The 16,272-nt window shown below is 38.8% G+C and carries 15 protein-coding genes and 2 riboswitches; of the genes, 3 read left to right on the top strand and 12 right to left on the bottom strand.

Annotated features, from left to right (window positions below; genetic code table 11):
* Positions 1-2 precede the first annotated feature (2 nt).
* From ACRPLQ_RS09655 to ACRPLQ_RS09640, 4 genes are all read right to left on the bottom strand, one after another.
* Positions 3-383: a (2Fe-2S) ferredoxin domain-containing protein gene (locus tag ACRPLQ_RS09655; RefSeq protein ID WP_033579174.1), complete on the bottom strand. Its 381-nt coding sequence runs from the start codon at positions 381-383 to the stop codon at positions 3-5.
* A gap of 101 nt (positions 384-484) precedes the next feature.
* A riboswitch (cobalamin riboswitch) is annotated at positions 485-664 on the bottom strand.
* 118 nt (positions 665-782) lie between these two features.
* A riboswitch (cobalamin riboswitch) is annotated at positions 783-961 on the bottom strand.
* 146 nt (positions 962-1,107) lie between these two features.
* Positions 1,108-1,266 (bottom strand): hypothetical protein, encoded by a 159-nt coding sequence (locus ACRPLQ_RS09650; RefSeq protein WP_014459832.1) that lies wholly within the window; start codon positions 1,264-1,266, stop codon positions 1,108-1,110.
* 352 nt (positions 1,267-1,618) lie between these two features.
* Positions 1,619-2,656, bottom strand: a complete 1,038-nt coding sequence (locus tag ACRPLQ_RS09645) for a M42 family metallopeptidase (protein WP_047750842.1) — start codon at positions 2,654-2,656, stop codon at positions 1,619-1,621.
* Positions 2,657-2,763: 107 nt separating this feature from the next.
* Complete coding sequence (locus ACRPLQ_RS09640; protein WP_048019195.1) at positions 2,764-4,035, bottom strand: cation:dicarboxylate symporter family transporter; 1,272 nt, start codon at positions 4,033-4,035, stop codon at positions 2,764-2,766.
* A 387-nt stretch (positions 4,036-4,422) separates the two neighbouring features.
* Here ACRPLQ_RS09640 and brnQ point away from each other — a divergent pair, with 387 nt between their 5' ends.
* Positions 4,423-5,778, top strand: coding sequence for a branched-chain amino acid transport system II carrier protein (gene brnQ, locus ACRPLQ_RS09635; RefSeq protein ID WP_049164898.1), 1,356 nt, complete (start codon positions 4,423-4,425; stop codon positions 5,776-5,778).
* A 39-nt stretch (positions 5,779-5,817) separates the two neighbouring features.
* Here the strand turns inward: brnQ and ACRPLQ_RS09630 are convergent, their stop codons facing one another.
* From ACRPLQ_RS09630 to ACRPLQ_RS09615, 4 genes are all read right to left on the bottom strand, one after another.
* Positions 5,818-6,195, bottom strand: a complete 378-nt coding sequence (locus ACRPLQ_RS09630) for a hypothetical protein (protein ID WP_154972994.1) — start codon at positions 6,193-6,195, stop codon at positions 5,818-5,820.
* 296 nt (positions 6,196-6,491) lie between these two features.
* Positions 6,492-6,689: an IDEAL domain-containing protein gene (locus tag ACRPLQ_RS09625; protein WP_013057324.1), complete on the bottom strand. Its 198-nt coding sequence runs from the start codon at positions 6,687-6,689 to the stop codon at positions 6,492-6,494.
* Positions 6,690-6,823: 134 nt separating this feature from the next.
* Positions 6,824-8,107 carry an ammonium transporter gene (locus tag ACRPLQ_RS09620; RefSeq protein WP_432235935.1) on the bottom strand — a complete coding sequence of 428 codons (1,284 nt, stop codon included), beginning with the start codon at positions 8,105-8,107 and terminating at the stop codon, positions 6,824-6,826.
* Positions 8,104-8,520, bottom strand: coding sequence for a hypothetical protein (locus tag ACRPLQ_RS09615; protein ID WP_028413111.1), 417 nt, complete (start codon positions 8,518-8,520; stop codon positions 8,104-8,106). Before ACRPLQ_RS09615 ends, ACRPLQ_RS09620 begins: the two co-directional genes overlap by 4 nt.
* Before the next feature lie 429 nt (positions 8,521-8,949).
* Between ACRPLQ_RS09615 and ACRPLQ_RS09610 the strand changes: the two genes are divergently transcribed.
* Both ACRPLQ_RS09610 and ACRPLQ_RS09605 read left to right on the top strand, forming a co-directional pair.
* Complete coding sequence (locus tag ACRPLQ_RS09610) at positions 8,950-9,402, top strand: DUF1641 domain-containing protein (protein ID WP_013057327.1); 453 nt, start codon at positions 8,950-8,952, stop codon at positions 9,400-9,402.
* Between the two features lie 33 nt (positions 9,403-9,435).
* Entirely contained in the window at positions 9,436-10,614 is a 1,179-nt protein-coding gene (locus tag ACRPLQ_RS09605) for an NAD(P)/FAD-dependent oxidoreductase (RefSeq protein WP_013057328.1), read from the top strand.
* Positions 10,615-10,659: 45 nt separating this feature from the next.
* Here the strand turns inward: ACRPLQ_RS09605 and ACRPLQ_RS09600 are convergent, their stop codons facing one another.
* The 4 genes from ACRPLQ_RS09600 to ACRPLQ_RS09585 form a co-directional block, all read right to left on the bottom strand.
* Positions 10,660-11,616 carry an AEC family transporter gene (locus ACRPLQ_RS09600; RefSeq protein WP_047750839.1) on the bottom strand — a complete coding sequence of 319 codons (957 nt, stop codon included), beginning with the start codon at positions 11,614-11,616 and terminating at the stop codon, positions 10,660-10,662.
* Positions 11,617-11,628: 12 nt separating this feature from the next.
* The gene (locus ACRPLQ_RS09595; RefSeq protein ID WP_033579179.1) at positions 11,629-13,332 is read right to left on the bottom strand and encodes an NAD-dependent malic enzyme; all 1,704 of its coding nucleotides are present in this window, start codon (positions 13,330-13,332) and stop codon (positions 11,629-11,631) included.
* A gap of 238 nt (positions 13,333-13,570) precedes the next feature.
* The gene (locus tag ACRPLQ_RS09590) at positions 13,571-15,022 is read right to left on the bottom strand and encodes a M20 family metallopeptidase (protein WP_033579180.1); all 1,452 of its coding nucleotides are present in this window, start codon (positions 15,020-15,022) and stop codon (positions 13,571-13,573) included.
* Positions 15,023-15,045: 23 nt separating this feature from the next.
* Positions 15,046-16,269 (bottom strand): MFS transporter, encoded by a 1,224-nt coding sequence (locus ACRPLQ_RS09585; protein ID WP_033579181.1) that lies wholly within the window; start codon positions 16,267-16,269, stop codon positions 15,046-15,048.
* Positions 16,270-16,272 lie beyond the last annotated feature (3 nt).

Here is a 16,272-nt window from a genome sequence, read left to right as displayed (position 1 = left end):
CTTTATGCGTTACTTTTTACTTTGTCAATTCCTTCTATGGAGTCACTCTTTTCCGGAGAAACAAAACCGTTTTGATCATATTCATAAATAAGTGATTCCTTTATACTGCAGCCTCCTGCTAAATGTTCTTCAACAATTCGATGAGCTACGTTTTCAGTGACCTGCTTGTACCAATCTCCTGAAGGGTACACGATAGCTACAGGAGCATCTTTGCATCTTCCGTTACAGCGCGTACGGGTTGTGTGAACCGCTTCATCTAGATTCAGTTCAGTCACTTTATTTCGAATAGCTTGCGTGGCTTCTTCTCCACCTTTTCTCATACAGCTGCTTCCATTACAAATCAATACGTGATGTTTTGTTCCATTTAAGTTCCACGTCGTCACACTTATTCGCTCCTTTACTAAAAAAACGCCTCTATCAATGATAGAGGCGCAGAAAAATTCAAACTAAGTTTTTGCACTTCCACCTATATCCCGTAGGGTAAGCTTCGCATTAGAAAAAGGCTGGTTTCCTGACTTCGATTCATCACTTGATTGCGCCTTCCCGAATACAGTGGCATATGCAATCAGCTCCTCTTCACAGTGGCGGGTACCGCGCTGGCTTCACACCAGACTTCCCATTTAACGCAATGTGAACATTGCGCACCTTTTTTGCACGATATGTAGTTTTGTGCTACGAGAAAAACCCGCTTCGCTAATATGCGAGCGGGTAAAACGTCAGAATAAAAGTGTACACGAATGCCACTTTAAGCCAACGTTTCCCTTCCCGCTCCCCGGAGAAATAGAAACTTCACAATAAAGACAGGTCTCCTGACTTGTGTATCATTCTACTTGAGAACCTTCCCGTGATTTTTCCACAGTGGTTATACTCGTTCGTCCACACTTACAGTTGCGGGGGCAGTACTGGTCTTTCACCAGTTTCCCTATTAAGCCTTCTTGGCATCTTTACTGTTGCTGTTTGATATATATGAACCTTTTAAACTATCAGAATAATAGAAGTAACTACCATATCATAGCGTACATTTTTTTTTATTTCAACTCTATTCTTTTCGTAAGATACAAGAAGCTATAAAAAAACAAGAGCATAAAGTCAGCTCTTGTTTTTTCATTATATAGCTACTAATGTTAAATGAGGATCATTATAATACACGACTTCTGAAAGAACTTTACAGCCATTTGTTTTTGCAAAAGCTTCTCTCGCCTGCGTTTCAGTTTCAAATTCAAACATTTTCATTTCTTTTCCAGCATATACCGTCAGTACCCACATGAAAAGATTCGCCTCCGATTATTGTAGTGATCGCTATATCCACATTATGACGAAACCCTATCCTTTTGAAAACCCATTCTACAAAACTTGTCACAAGAAACTTTTAAAAATTTAAAAACATTTTAACTTCTGTAAATGAACAAAATGTACAAAAGGTTTAAGCCGTATTATACCTCTTTAAAAAAGGTGCTTTTTTTACCAACTGTTGCTTCACCAGTAAAAAAATATATAGTATTTATTAAAAAAAGAAGCCGGACAGCCGGCTTCTTTTTTAGGAAAGGAAAGTACAGACATCACAGTCCCGTCCTGCTCTTTGTTTTGCATAAAAATACACTAATTAAATATTCCTTTCTTAAAGCAGAACCATGTTCGATTGCACATAGTGGTAAAGAAGCTTGTACGTATGGTTTAATGAATCTTGATGCGTTCTCTCAAACGCATGAGAAGAATCAATTCCTGGACCAATTAAGCCGTGTACGATGTCATGCCCGGCACGAATAGCAGCAGAAGCATCTGATCCGTAAAACGGATAAATATCTAATTTGTACTGAATATCATGCTGCTTAGCTAGCTCCACCAAATGCTTTCTCAAACCGTAATGATATGGGCCGCTTGAATCTTTTACACAAATAGACACGGTGTATTCATCAGTAGATTGTCCATCTCCCATGGCACCCATATCAACCGCTAAGTATTCTACCGTTTGAGGCGTAATATTAGAATTTCCTCCGTATCCAATTTCTTCATTATTTGAAATAAGAAAGTGCGTAGTGTATGGCAGTTCGATCTGCTCTTCTTGAATTGTTTTCATGAGCTGAAGCAATAAAGCTACGCTTGCTTTATCATCGAGATGACGAGATTTAATAAAACCGCTTTTTGTTATTTCTACACGAGGATCAAACGAAACAAAGTCGCCGACTTCAATTCCAAGACTGCGAACATCTTCTGCGCTATGTACTTTTTCATCCAATCGAATTTCTATATTATCTTGATTTCGCTCAGCTTTACCTGCATCTTTATACACATGAACAGATGTTTGATGCATAAGGATGGTCCCTGTAAATACTTCTCCTGCTGACGTTTCGATTTCACAATATTCTCCTTCAATGGAATTGTAGCGGAACCCTCCAATCAAGTCGATTTTCAGACGTCCACTCGGTTTGATTTCTTTTACCATAGCACCTAATGTATCGACATGAGCCGTCAGCATGCGGTGATGATCCGTATCTTTACCGGGAATAGTAGCGACTAAGCCTCCTTTTCGATTGCGATACGTTTGAATATTTAGCTCTTTTACATAGTCTTCGACAAATGAAATCACCTTTTCTGTATTTCCAGAAGGACTGGGAATCGAAACAAGCTTTTTAATTAACTGAACAGTTTCCGTCATTATGACACTTCCTTTGTCTCTCATTTCTTTTATTTTACCATATGTTTCAAAAAAGATAACAGGCAGCTCCAAACAAAAAAGCCAGGCAGCTGCCCGGCTTTTTTGTTTTAAGCTATGTTTGATTTCTTTAATTCATTTGTGTAATTTAATGATTTTTGCTTATCAAACTCGCCTTCAGACTTGGACATTACAATTGCAGCTAAAGCATTTCCTACTACGTTAACTGTGGTACGCATCATATCAAGAATGCGGTCAATTCCTGCAATAAATGCCATGCCTTCAAGAGGGAAGCCCATAGATTCAAGCGTAGCAAGTACAACTACAAACGATGCCCCTGGTACACCAGCCATCCCTTTTGAGGTTAACATTAGCACAAGAAGGAGCTGAATTTGATCCATAATGGAAAGGTCAATGCCGTACATTTGAGCAATAAACAGCGATGCCAGCGCCTGATAAATGGTTGAACCATCTAAATTAAACGTGTAGCCTGTTGGAATAACAAACGATGTAACCGATTTAGAACAGCCGAAGTCTTCCATCTTTTTGATAAGAGATGGTAAAACGGCTTCTGAACTTGCTGTTGTAAAAGCAAGAAGCAGCTCGTCTTTTAACACTTTTATGAGCGTAAACATGCTTGTTCCAGCCATTTTAGCAATAATTCCAAGAACCACAAGCACAAAGAAAATCATGGTGAAGTAAACGGCGAACACTAATTTCCCTAATGGAATAAGTGATCCGACACCAAACTTTATAATATTAACACCAATAAGTGCAAATACACCTACTGGAGCAAATTTCATCACCAAATTAGTTACCCAAAACATTGCATCCAAGACGCCTTCAAAAAAGGCTAAAACAGGTTTTCCTCTCTGTCCAATCGAAGCTACGCCTACACCAAACAGTACGGAAAATAAAATGATTGGTAAAAGATCGCCTTCTGCTACCGACTGAAAGACGTTTGTCGGAACAATATGAAGAAGCTCCTGAGCAATCCCTGTACTTTCAGACGTTTTTGCCGTTGCCTCATATTGAGAAATATCGCTTTTTGCAATATGTCCCATATCAACCCCTGCACCAGGGTGGAATAAGTTAGCGGCAATAATCCCCACTACAATCGCAATGGTTGTAACAATTTCAAAATAAAGAATTGTTTTTCCGCCAAGCTTACCTAATTTTTTGATATCGCCTACTCCTGCGACCGCTACGATTAATGCTGAAATCACGATCGGTACGACAATCATCTTAATTAAATGAATAAATATGTCTCCAATTGGCTGTAAAATAGAAATGGCCGTATCGCTTCCGTAAAAGATAGCACCTACAGCTACGCCTAAGATCAGTCCAATTAGAATCTGAGTTGCTAGACCTAACCTTTTCACTTTCTTGCTCCTTTCGCACAGTTGACTTTCACCTATCGAGCATATGCGGTTCAACGAACCGTGTATAAATATACATCCTTACAGCACCTTATGTAAACAGTTCTTTACTAATAAAGATGTAAGGCCGCACATGCAAATTTTTAAAAGCTACGGTTCTGTTTTATCATATCAAATAATTGTTGTACACTGAGATTTTTTTGCTAAGTATTTTTCTATTTTTGCTATTTCAGCGAATAAATAAAAAAAATAAAATTTTATATTGAAATATGCATTTTAGGTTAGTATAATACGATACATGTTTATTTTTATTATTCGAATATAAAATTCTGAAAATTTTAATTATTCAACACGATAATAAAAAGCATTTATAATTTTGGAGGTTTTAATGTGTCAAACAAAGTTCCTTTTTCATTTATAGTGGTTATTGGCTTTATGCTTTTTGCCCTATTCTTCGGCGCAGGTAATTTAATTTTCCCTGCGATGTTAGGTCAGTCTGCTGGAAGCAATATTTGGTCAGCAAATGCTGGATTTTTAGTAACGGGTGTAGGTCTGCCTCTGCTAGGCGTTCTCGCATTTGGTTTTTCCGGAAAAGAGGATCTGCAGTCTTTAGCTAGTCGCGTACACCCAGCTTTCGGTATTATCTTTACTACGATTTTATACTTGGCAATCGGACCGCTTTTTGCAATGCCAAGAACGGGAAGTGTTTCGTTTGAAATTGGCGTTAAGCCTTTTTTATCAGAAAATTCAGGTCACCTTCCCCTTATCATTTTCACGGTAATTTTCTTTACGATTACGTGCTTTTTTTCGCTAAATCCTGCGAAAATTGTCGATTTAGTAGGAAAAGTTTTAACACCTATTAAATTAACGTTTATTGGAATATTGGTAGTTGTAGCCGTTGTGAACCCAATTGGAAAGTTCGAAGCACCAAGCGAAGCTTATACAACACACTCATTTTTCAAAGGCTTCCAAGAAGGCTACTTAACAATGGATACATTAGCATCATTTGTTTTTGGAATTATTATTATTAATGCAATTAAAGAAAAAGGGGCAAAAACCAACCGACAAATTATTACAATTTGTGCAAAAGCTACGGCTATCGCTGCCGTTATTTTAGCTCTTATTTATAGCGCATTGTCCTATATGGGTGCTTCAAGCGTATCAGAGCTTGGACGTCTTGATAACGGAGGTACGGTTTTGGCTGAAGTATCAAATTACTACTTTGGCTCTTACGGAGGAATTCTTTTAGGTCTGATGATTACCGTTGCTTGTTTAACAACAAGTGTAGGTCTTGTAACATCTTGTTCATCTTTTTTCCATAAGCTGTTTCCAAAGGTCTCTTATAAGTTGATTGCTGTCATTTTATCAGCTTTCAGTGCCGTTGTAGCAAATTTTGGCCTAACGGAATTAATCGCTATTTCGGTTCCAGTCTTAACAGCTATTTATCCGTTAGCTATTGTGTTAATTGCTTTAACATTCTTACATCCTTTATTTAAAGGACGTTCTGAAGTTTACCAAGTAAGCCTTCTGTTCACGTTTATCGTTAGTTTATTTGATGGCTTAAATGCTGCTGGATTCAAAATTGCCGCAGTAAACGATCTGTTTACATCGATTCTACCTATGTATGGAGTGGGTCTCGGCTGGGTAGTTCCTGCTATTGTAGGAGGATTAATCGGTCTTGGCATTACCTTCCTTCGTACAAATGATAATACGAACAGAAACACTTCAAGAAAATTGATTAAATAAAAAGAGGATGCGAGTGCATCCTCTTTTTATTTTGGCGTCTTATGAATAAGGAGTTTTTTTCTCCGTTAACTTCACTTCTTCCTTTAACACACGTTTTTCATATAGATATTTATCCGTTCGTTGAAAATGATATTTATCAGCTTTTTCTTTTTCAGATGTGGTCAAAAGCACTTGACCATCAGAAGCAGCTGACACACCAAACGTTTCATTTTGATAAGTAGCATACGGAGCTACAAAAAACACGTCTTCAACAGCATCACGAGGAACTTCTTTTGTAAAAGTCGTGTCATTGTATGGAATGAATCCATTTGCTACATCGCCTTTATCATAGCTAATCAGCTTTACACACCCATTTTCCGTTTCATAACATTCGTAGTCTCGTTCATTATATGCTGCATACAAACCTTTTCGAATCATAAAAAACATTCCTTTACATTGGTTTAGCAACCGCTGGTACAAATCGTTTTTCTTCTGCCACATAGGTAGCTAAAAGTACTTCTTCCCCATTTACCACTTGATATAGTTCCGCTCCGTTTGCTGGTGGATAATAGTTATCAAATTTGAACTCTGGAACGGTTTCCCCGTTTCGAGATCCTGTAAACCCATTAAGCGTACATGGAGGTCCATAATTATTACTAATTAATCCCTTTTAGTAGGTCTCAAAAATAAAACACACCATCTAAAATAGATGGTGTGTGAAGTATAGTAAGTAATTAAGAAATTTGTTTAAGTTCTGATGAGAGTTTTAAAAACTCTTCTTTATTTTTCATCAATAGCGTGCGGTCGATTTCTTCTTTTAGCTGTGCTTTACGAAATTCTGCAATCGCCTTGTCTAAAATCATCTCAGCGAATAATGCATCAAGCACCTTTCCGTTGGATTTTTGCGGTGAATTAAGTAAATTCTTTTTCATAAGAAATCAACTCCTTGGCTTTTTTATAATATAACACAAATATTCTGACTTTTCAATCATTTAAACCAAGTATTTTAAATCTATTTTTCCCCACATAAAAAGGCCGCCCTTTTGTTATAAAGCGCGGCCTTTTTTTAAGAATCTGCGGTTTTTTCTTTTACTTCCGCATAGTAGTTTTCATATTCAATAAATTCAGGAGCTTGATGAGCTGCCATGATACCGTGGTAACTGATGTCTAAGCCCACTTCTTCTTCTTCTTCCGTAGATCGAAGCGGAACCACCAAGGAAATAACCTTTAACCCTATCCACGTCGTAACAAATCCCCAAGCGCATAGAGCAATTAATCCGAGAAGTTGAACACCTAATAACGTCCAGTTCCCTCCTGTAAACACTCCGCCGTCTGTAGAAAACAAGCCAACAGCCAACGTGCCCCATATTCCCGAAGCTGCATGTACAGGAAAAGCTCCTACAGGATCGTCGATTTGACGTGCTTCGAGCCAGTTTGTAGCTACCATCATTAATAAGCCAGATACAGCTCCAATAAAAATAGCAGATGGTGTATTAACAAAAGCGCACCCGGCCGTGATGCCAACAAGTCCGGCAAGCGATCCATTTATTACAGAAGGTGCATCTGAACGATTGTAGCGAAATAAAGTATAAAATAAAGTAGCTGCTCCGCCTGCTGCTGCTGATAACATTGTGACAATAGCAATGTGACCAATTCTAACGTCAGTGGCACTTAGCGTACTTCCTGCATTAAACCCGAACCATCCAAACCATAATAAAAAAGCACCAACTGAGGCAAGCGGCAAATTGCTTGGAAGAGAAACAGAACTAATTCCATTTTTCGTGAACTTCCCTTTTCTCGGTCCAATCATTATTGCAGCTGCTAAAGCTGAAAAACCGCCAAGAGCATGGATAACTGCCGAACCGGCAAAATCAAGCATTCCTAGCTTACTAATCCATCCGCCTCCCCAAATCCAGTGGCCGGCTATAGGATAAATAAATGTAGTCATTAAAATCGCATATAAAAGGTATGCGCGGAAATTAATTCGTTCTGCCACCGCTCCAGAAACGATAGAAATGACCGCAATAACAAACGCACATTGAAACAGCCAAAATGTTTCAAGCCCAATTGGAATGTCAAGGTGCGATAAATTACCTGAGAGCGCAAAACCGCTTTTACCGACGATTCCGCCTAAATCATCTCCGTACATTAATCCAAACCCAATTAAATAGAAACAAAGCGTTCCTATTGTAATATCAGCGAATACTTTCATAATAATATTGACGCTATTTTTATATCGGACAAAACCTGCCTCTAGCAAGGCAAAGCCGCCTTCCATTAGCAAAATCATCGCCGCTGTTAATACAACCCACGTCGTATTTATACCTAAACTTAGTTCATTAACACTCATATCCCAACGCCTCCACTGCTTTTTAGTCGTTTTATTTCTTGTACAATAGCAGGCGAAAGCGTAATTTCACTTGTTTCTTCATTTTCCGCTTTTATTAATTCAAGAACTTCATGAAGTTCTCGCATTTGTGCTTTAAGGTGATCAATTTTTTTAAAGCGTTCCTTTACGTATACCATATACTCGACCGCTTGATGCTGACTTAAAGGACGCCCGGTAAAAAATTTACGAAACGGTGATAGTGATTGGTACCAAGCTTCTTCAGCACGTTTCTTCTCTTCGTATTTACTAATTTTCGCTTTTATATCTTCTATTTCTTGTGCTTTAGCTTCTTTTAACTTCATTATAAATTCAATTAATTTTAATTGAGGCAATGTAATGACCACATTATGATAAAGTTCATCCACTATAACCATGTTATATCTCCTTACATAAGATGTTATATTTAGATTATATGTAGAACACTATAGTAAGTCAATGTAATTTTTTGAAAACTCTTTAAATAGTAAATGCGCCCTATCTTTTTACTACTTATAGAATATTAAGTTCGTATGTGTTGAAATATGACGTTATTTGTTTTATCGTAGGAAGAGGAATTATGTTAGTTCCCTATTTTAATTTTATTTACCTAGGCAATTATTCGCTTTATTTTTTATAAACTTTTATTAAACAAAGGGTTACGAGGTTCTTCACTTATTTTTTCAACGAAATGAGTTGATTTTATCTCGTATTAAAATTAAAATAGAATTATGTGCAAGATTTCACAACTTCACAATGTAGTTTGAAAGTCTAGCAGATAACTAGGAACTACATATGCAACAGTATCCAGCAAAGGAGGACTTTTCATGTCTCAATCAACTATTCAAAAATCAGCTGCAGAGGAAAATGCTGCTGTACAAACAGAAGCGGCGGTTAACAAAGGTCAAGCGGATGTGTTAGATCAATTGTTAAAGCCTGAAGTACAAGAAGCTCTTACTGTTCTTGTAGATAATTTACCAAAATTATCTGAAATGGTAACGGTGCTTACAAAAACTTACGACGTTGCGCAATCATTATTAACTGACGACGTATTAAAAGAAGATCTACTTGGTGGAGTAAAAGAATTTATCGAGCCAGTAGAAGGAACAGTAAAAGGTCTTGCAGCTACTGCAATCGAAGCGAACGATCGTGCAGAAGCAAATGCTTCTAATTCAATCGGTTTATTCGGTTTATTACGCATGCTTAAAGATCCACAAGCTCAAAAACTATTCCGCTTTGCACAAGCGTATTTAGACATTACAAACGAAAAACAAAAATAATTTTCATTAAAAAGTGTGGACGGAGGATCGACTATGTCAAAACATATTTTAATTTTAGGCGGCGGTTACGGTGGTTTATTAACTGCAATGACAGCTCGCCAACACCTAAGTGCGGATGAAGCAAAAATTACAGTAGTGAACCGTTTTGCTACTCACCAAATCATTACAGAATTACACCGTCTAGCTGTAGGCGGCGTTTCTGAACAAGCGGTAGCTTTACCACTTGATAAATTACTTAAAAACTACAACGTTGATTTAAAAATTGCAACGGTAAAAGAAATTTCACCAGATCAACGTGAAGTATCTCTTGAAGATGGTACAAAATTAAGCTACGACTACCTTGTTACAGCTTTAGGTAGTGAAACTGCTTACTTCGGTATCCCTGGTTTAGAAGAGCACAGCTTCGTTCTTAAATCAGTAAATGATGCAAACCGTTTACGTGCACACGTAGAAGCTTGTATCGCTGAATACAGCAAAACAAAAAATAAAGCTGACGGTACAATCGTAGTTGGCGGTGGCGGATTAACAGGTATCGAACTTGTTGGTGAATACGCTGACTTAATGCCAAGCCTATGTCTAAAACACGGTGTGGATCCAAAAGAAATTTCTCTATACTGTGTAGAAGCAGCTCCTACAGTTCTTCCAGGCTTCCCTGCTGAATTAGTAGAGCGCGCTCAATCAAGCTTAACAAAACGTGGCGTTACATTCGTTACTGGTACACCTGTAACAAAAATGGATGCTACAACTGTTGAACTTAAAGACGGCAGCAAAATTGAAACAAAAACAATGGTATGGACTGGCGGAGTTCAAGGTAACTCTGTAGTTGCTAACTCAGGTATCGAAGTAAACCGCGGTCGTGCACTTGTAAATGAATTCTTACAATCTACATCTCATAAAGATGTATTCCTTGCTGGTGACTCAGCGGTTGTAATGGGTCCAGAAGGTCGCCCTTACCCACCTACTGCTCAATTAGCTTGGCAAATGGGTGAAGTTGTAGGCGTGAACTTAGCAGTAGCTATTCGCGGCGGAGCAATGGAATCATTCGTTCCTGTCTTCTCTGGTACACTAGGAAGTCTTGGACGCAAAGATGCAATTGGTACAATCGGCGGAAACAAAACGCAATTAAAAGGTTTACCAGCATCACTTATGAAAGAAGCAAGTAACGTTCGTTACTTATCTCATATCAAAGGATTATTCGCATTAGCTTATTAATCCGTCTTAAAACGAAAGAGGAATTTCCCTCTTTCGTTTTTTTATTTACATAAGCCAAGAAATAAGAAGCGGAAGCGTAATCAACGATAAAATAGCACTAATGACAAAAGCAGAGGCCGTTTCGTTTTCCAAGCTTTCAAACCTCAAAGCAATCATCGCAGCTACAGCAGATCCAGGAAAAGCTACCAGTAAAATAGCTTTTGTCACTTCATCTGAAGACAGCCCTATCCATACTGCAATTCCGAGCATAACGATCGGTTGAACCGCTACTTTTAAGACAGCGATCCCAAGCGCGCCTTTACTGAAGTTAATTTTTCCAATTCCAATCGTTACTCCTACTGCAAACAAAGCTGCTCCGGATGTGATACTTCCAATTTGATCAAGCATATCCTGTAACAGTTTAGGTGACTGAAAGCCGCAAAGCGTTAAAATCACTCCAATTAACGGGACGCATGCCAAAGGCTCAGATAGACCATGCAAAATAGAATGAACCGTTACTTTGAATAAACTTGTTTTCTCTTCCCCTTCTTTTCGTCCCCTTTGGCCAACGGTTCCCAAAATCGTTGCCAACGGATCTAAAATCGCGTTCACCACGATTCCTGTGATGGCAATTGGAATCGCTACTGCACCTGCACCAAACAAGCCTCCAAGTACCGGAATGCCCATAAAAGCAAACGTTGGCTGAGCTGAGTTTAGAGCAAACATAGAAGAAGAAGTTAGCGTATGCTTCCCTGCATACTTCACGATGAGCAATATAATGAGATAAAACCCGACGATGCCTAAAATCAGCGCAACTAAAAACGGCCATTCATCTATGAGTGTTTTTCTTGGCGTTGTCGTCACACCTACAAATAAGTGTGCAGGAAGCGCAAACTTCGTTACTAATGTGTTAAGCCCCTTAGACGTTTGCTTGTCAAATTTTTTAAAATGCCCTGCTAAATAACCAAGCAAAATGACAAAAAAGATAGGCGCGAGAATGAGAAAAATTTGACCTATGCTCATTTATCATTTACCTCATTCATTTCTTGCCTTAACAGGTTTATAAACAGGCTGCCATACCGCTTCTTCTACAAGTTCAGCTACATTTTTTTCGGTAACAGTTGCTACGTTATCTTTTACAGCAGCATCGGCAACTGCCACAGCAACCGCCTTTGATACTTTTTGAAGATCTTTAATATTTGGAAGAAGCGTATCTCCTTTTGTATCTGTTTCTGCTATACGCGCTACTGCATTGGCTGCTTCTGCAAACATAGATTCAGTAAACTTTTGAGCGCGAACCACAATTGCACCTAAACCAAGACCTGGAAACACAAATGCATTATTAGCCTGTCCGATTTCGTAAGTGTGCCCGTTATATTCAACGGGTTCAAATGGACTTCCCGTTGCAATAAGGGCTTTTCCTTCCGTCCATTTTATAATATTTTCCGGAACAGCTTCAGCAAGTTTAGTTGGGTTTGAAAGCGGCATAATCACCGGGCGCTCTACATGCTTTGCCATTTCTTTAATAATTTCTTCGGTAAAAGCATCCGTGACGCCTGATGTTCCAATTAAAATCGTTGGCTTCACTTGCTTGACAAGCTCCAACAGTGAAATTTTATTTTCATCGCCCTTTTCCCATTCTTTAATCTCTTCATTTTGGCGAACATATGGCTGTTGAAAAGGAGCTAAATCTTCCATATCTTCCGTTAACAGACCTCTGTAATCATATGCCCAAAAACGATCATATGCTTCTTCTTCAGATAACCCTTCAAGCATCATCGCACTATGAATACGATCAGCATTCCCAATTCCAGCAGATCCCGGTCCAAATACAACAACCCGCTGATCTTTTAAAGGCGTACCTGTAATACGGACGGCTGTTAAAACGGCTGCAAGAGTAATTACTCCCGTTCCTTGAATATCATCATTAAATGTTAAAATTTTATCGCCGTATTCTTTCATAATGTGTCGCGCGTTAATATTACCAAGATCCTCCCAATGAAGAAGCGCTTTAGGAAACTTGGCCGTTATTTCTTTTACAAATTGAGCGATAAAACGATTATAGTCTTCTCCTTTTACTCGTTCATGACGATTTCCTAAATACAAAGGATCTTCAAGAAGCTTTTTATTATTGGTCCCCATGTCAAGAACAACAGGCAGTACGCGGCTTGGGTCAATTCCTGCTGCAGCTGTGTAGACCGCTAACTTTCCAACTGCGATATTGATCCCTCCTACTCCCCAGTCCCCAATTCCTAAAATACTTTCTGAATCCGTGACTACAAGCAAATCAATATCTTCGCTGTCGAGCCCTAAGTTTTCAATCGCCTCACTTAATCTGTCCGCTTCATTTACGGATAAATATAAGCCGTCAGGACGATGATATTCATGGCTGTATTCTTGAATAGATTGACCTACAGTAGGCGTGTAAATAATGGGAAGCATTTCACTTAAATGATCGGTTAATAAACGATAAAACAACACAACGTTCCGGTTATGCAGATCATTTAACGAATTATTTTTTTGAAGATCATTCGGCGCTTTTTCGAACTGCTCATATGCTCTTTTTGCCTGCTCTTTTAACGTTAAGACCGTTGGAGGAAGAAGTCCCTGCAGATGAAGCTCTTCTCTTTCTTCTTCAGTAAAAGCAGAGCCTTTATTTAAATAAGAAGTGGATAAAACTGATTTTCCTTTTAGTGAAGTTGAAATTGACCCATCTTTTTCTACTTTATATGCTCTCATGTTTTTACCTCTTTTCGTGAACAATTAGATAGGGTTAGGTTCAGCAAAGAGATATATTTTTAACCATTTATTTTTAATGAAAACAAAAAAAGAGATTGAGGCATAACTACATCAATACAATCTAAAGACGAAAAAACGGGATAAATGAAACCTGTGTTCAACCTAACAATAAAAAAATCCGAACGATTCATCGTCCGGATCTTCCTTACGCCAAAATACGTTTTTCCCGCTTCGTTTTTTATACCATGCTGTAGTCTTCCTCCTCACTTTCTGAGTAATTAGGTGGCTGTATATGTGAAGGCACAAGACATTCATAGCTTTCCCCTTCTAGTCTATCCTCCAGCTCTTGTTTAGCTTGACTAATCAGCTCTTGATTTTCTATCATTTCAATCGCCGTAGCCGCGATGGATTTTCCAGCCAATAACATCGCATCATGGGCATACTCCGTTTTCCCTTGAGCAACAGCTTGCCATGTATGAAACGGCGTAGCATAAGCCCACGTTGCGGTCACGCACTGTGCAGTGGGAACATTCCAGCTAACGTCTGCAACATCAGTTGATCCTGTCATGAAGGAAACATTTTTAGACATAGGAGCAATTTGATTGAAGACTGGATGATTTGCTAAAGCTCTGTCTAGCAGTGAACCCACTTGTTTTTTTGCTGCTTCTTTGTCTTCAGCGGATGTAGACTCGTAAATAGCTTTGGCAAAGACTATTTCTTCATGTTTCACCTCAGCCAAATTTATCTGCATCATTTGTTTATGCATCAGCTGCTCCATTGTTTGATTTGGAATTAGATTAGCGCAGGCTCCTTGAATTTCCTGTTCCATTTGTGTTTCAGTCATTAAAGCCGCTCCCTTTGCAATTTTCACAACCCGTTCATAAAGTTCTTTTACTTGAGATGGCTTCGGAGCACGAATTAAGTACATGACTTCCGCTTCTGCTTGAACAACATTAGGAGAAATGCCTCCGCTGTTTGTAATGGCATAGTGTACGCGCGCTTCATCTATCATATGTTCACGCATATAATTCACACCAATATTCATCAACTCTACAGCGTCTAAAGCGCTTCTGCCAAGGTGAGGACTAGCAGCTGCATGACTGCTTCTTCCTTTAAATTTAAAAGTTGCTTGCATAACCGCATTCGATGACGTATGCATGACACCATTAACGGTAGCCGGATGCCACGAAAACGCGATGTCTACATCTTGGAAAAATCCTTCTCGTACCATATACGTCTTTCCGTAGCCACTTTCTTCAGCTGGACATCCATAGTATCGAACGGTTCCCGGAACATTTTTTTCTTTTAAGTATTCTTTGACTGCAAGCGCAGCTGCTAGTGAGCCTACGCCAAGTAGGTTATGTCCACACCCATGGCCATTTCCATTTTTTTTGACTGGATCTGCTACTGCACACTTATCTTTTTGACTCAGCCCGGTAAGCGCATCATATTCACCAAGAATAGCGATAATCGGATAACCGTGCCCGTAACTTCCAATAAAACCTGTTTCAAGGTTAGCAATATGTGTACGAAGCGTAAACTCTTCTTTTTCTAACATGTCGCAAATTAGCTGTGCCGACTTATACTCTTCAAACCTCGTTTCTGCATATTCCCATATTTGATCACTGATTTGAGTTAGCTCGTGTCGCTTTTGTTCAATAAGTTGTTCGACTTTTTTGACAATATCCATGAGACACTCTCCTTTTTCCCTCATTATTTAACAGCATTTTGTGCGTTCACTACCACTTTTGCAGGTCGAATCGAAAACAACGAAATAGCACAGACAAGAGCGCAGATAATTAATAAAGCAAACGCTGCATTATAAGACCCGCCAAACGATTGTACTAAAAAACCAATAAGCATTGGTGTTAATACGCCGGCTGCTTGAGCCCCTGTATTAATAAAACCATTTGCTGAACCGACCACTGATTCAGGCAACATTTTTAAAGGAGCTGAAGCGATTAAAATCACATTAAATGAAAACAGTAAAGTTACTGCGCTTTGAAAAACGATAAACATGCCTACGCTAGGTGAAATAGCCATTAAGCAAAGAAAAACGCCCATCAGTAAACCAAAAACCGCTGCTATCGTCTTGTCTTTTCCTTCTGGAAGCTTGTCTAAAATAAAGCCGCTAACAAACATTCCTATAATGCCTACAAATGCTGGGATAGCGGAAAGAAAACCGATGTCCGTTAAATTCAAATGTCTTACTTCGGCTAAATATGTAGGCATCCACGACATGAGCCCCCAGTTAATAGCGTAAATACTGAAATAGGCAATAAATAAATTCCAAATCATCGGGGTTTTGATAATTTCTTTTAATGTCATCTGCTTAGCAGGAATAGCAGAAGCCTCTCTTTTTTCCCCCTGCTGCTTTTCTTTTAGTAAAAAAACAAACAGAACTGTAATAACAAGCCCGATGGCTCCTATGATATAAAAGATACTTCTCCAGCTTATTGTTTGCATCAGCTGCGTCGCCAGAATCGGTGTCACCACGCCCATAATCGTACCTGACGATAACAAAAAAGACATGGCTCTACTGCGTTCTTGCTGAGGAAACCACCCTGCGATTCCTTTTGACGCAGATGGAAAATAGCTCCCTTCCCCTAATCCAAATAAAAAGCGAATGATAATAATAGAAGCAAAAGACCAGGCCATTCCGGTAAAAACCGTAAACAAAGACCATAAAAGCACGGCGATTGTAATGACTTTTTTAAACCCAAAGCGGTCTGCTAGCCACCCACCAGGTATTTGCATCAGTGCATATCCTGCAAAAAAACTGCTTAAGATGATGCCTGTAGAAGAAGCATTAAGGTGTAGATCTTTCGAGATATCTAAAATAGCGTAATTAATAATAAAACGATCTAAGTTTCCAAGCGACCAGCCTAAAAATAATAAAAATAAAATGATGTATTTCCAGTTCGACCTTGCTAGCATAAA

Origin of the sequence: Priestia sp. TRN 1309 (genome assembly GCF_050846875.1) — a bacterium.
Classification (GTDB): domain Bacteria; phylum Bacillota; class Bacilli; order Bacillales; family Bacillaceae_H; genus Priestia; species Priestia zanthoxyli.
The sequence above is the reverse complement of the archived record's forward strand: the minus strand, read 5'-3'. Positions and strand labels throughout refer to the sequence as shown.

What these genes read in the sequence shown, in the direction of transcription:
- ACRPLQ_RS09590 (WP_033579180.1), bottom strand. Translation starts at nt 15,022, where the DNA reads ATGGATATTGTCAAAAAAGTCGAACAACTTATTGAACAAAAGCGACAC.
- ACRPLQ_RS09600 (WP_047750839.1), bottom strand. Translation starts at nt 11,616, where the DNA reads ATGAGCATAGGTCAAATTTTTCTCATTCTCGCGCCTATCTTTTTTGTC.
- ACRPLQ_RS09620 (WP_432235935.1), bottom strand. Translation starts at nt 8,107, where the DNA reads ATGAGTGTTAATGAACTAAGTTTAGGTATAAATACGACGTGGGTTGTA.
- ACRPLQ_RS09645 (WP_047750842.1), bottom strand. Translation starts at nt 2,656, where the DNA reads ATGACGGAAACTGTTCAGTTAATTAAAAAGCTTGTTTCGATTCCCAGT.
- ACRPLQ_RS09650 (WP_014459832.1), bottom strand. Translation starts at nt 1,266, where the DNA reads ATGTGGGTACTGACGGTATATGCTGGAAAAGAAATGAAAATGTTTGAA.
- ACRPLQ_RS09630 (WP_154972994.1), bottom strand. Translation starts at nt 6,195, where the DNA reads ATGATTCGAAAAGGTTTGTATGCAGCATATAATGAACGAGACTACGAA.
- ACRPLQ_RS09605 (WP_013057328.1), top strand. Translation starts at nt 9,436, where the DNA reads ATGTCAAAACATATTTTAATTTTAGGCGGCGGTTACGGTGGTTTATTA.
- ACRPLQ_RS09625 (WP_013057324.1), bottom strand. Translation starts at nt 6,689, where the DNA reads ATGAAAAAGAATTTACTTAATTCACCGCAAAAATCCAACGGAAAGGTG.
- ACRPLQ_RS09615 (WP_028413111.1), bottom strand. Translation starts at nt 8,520, where the DNA reads ATGGTTATAGTGGATGAACTTTATCATAATGTGGTCATTACATTGCCT.
- ACRPLQ_RS09585 (WP_033579181.1), bottom strand. Translation starts at nt 16,269, where the DNA reads ATGCTAGCAAGGTCGAACTGGAAATACATCATTTTATTTTTATTATTT.
- ACRPLQ_RS09595 (WP_033579179.1), bottom strand. Translation starts at nt 13,332, where the DNA reads ATGAGAGCATATAAAGTAGAAAAAGATGGGTCAATTTCAACTTCACTA.
- ACRPLQ_RS09610 (WP_013057327.1), top strand. Translation starts at nt 8,950, where the DNA reads ATGTCTCAATCAACTATTCAAAAATCAGCTGCAGAGGAAAATGCTGCT.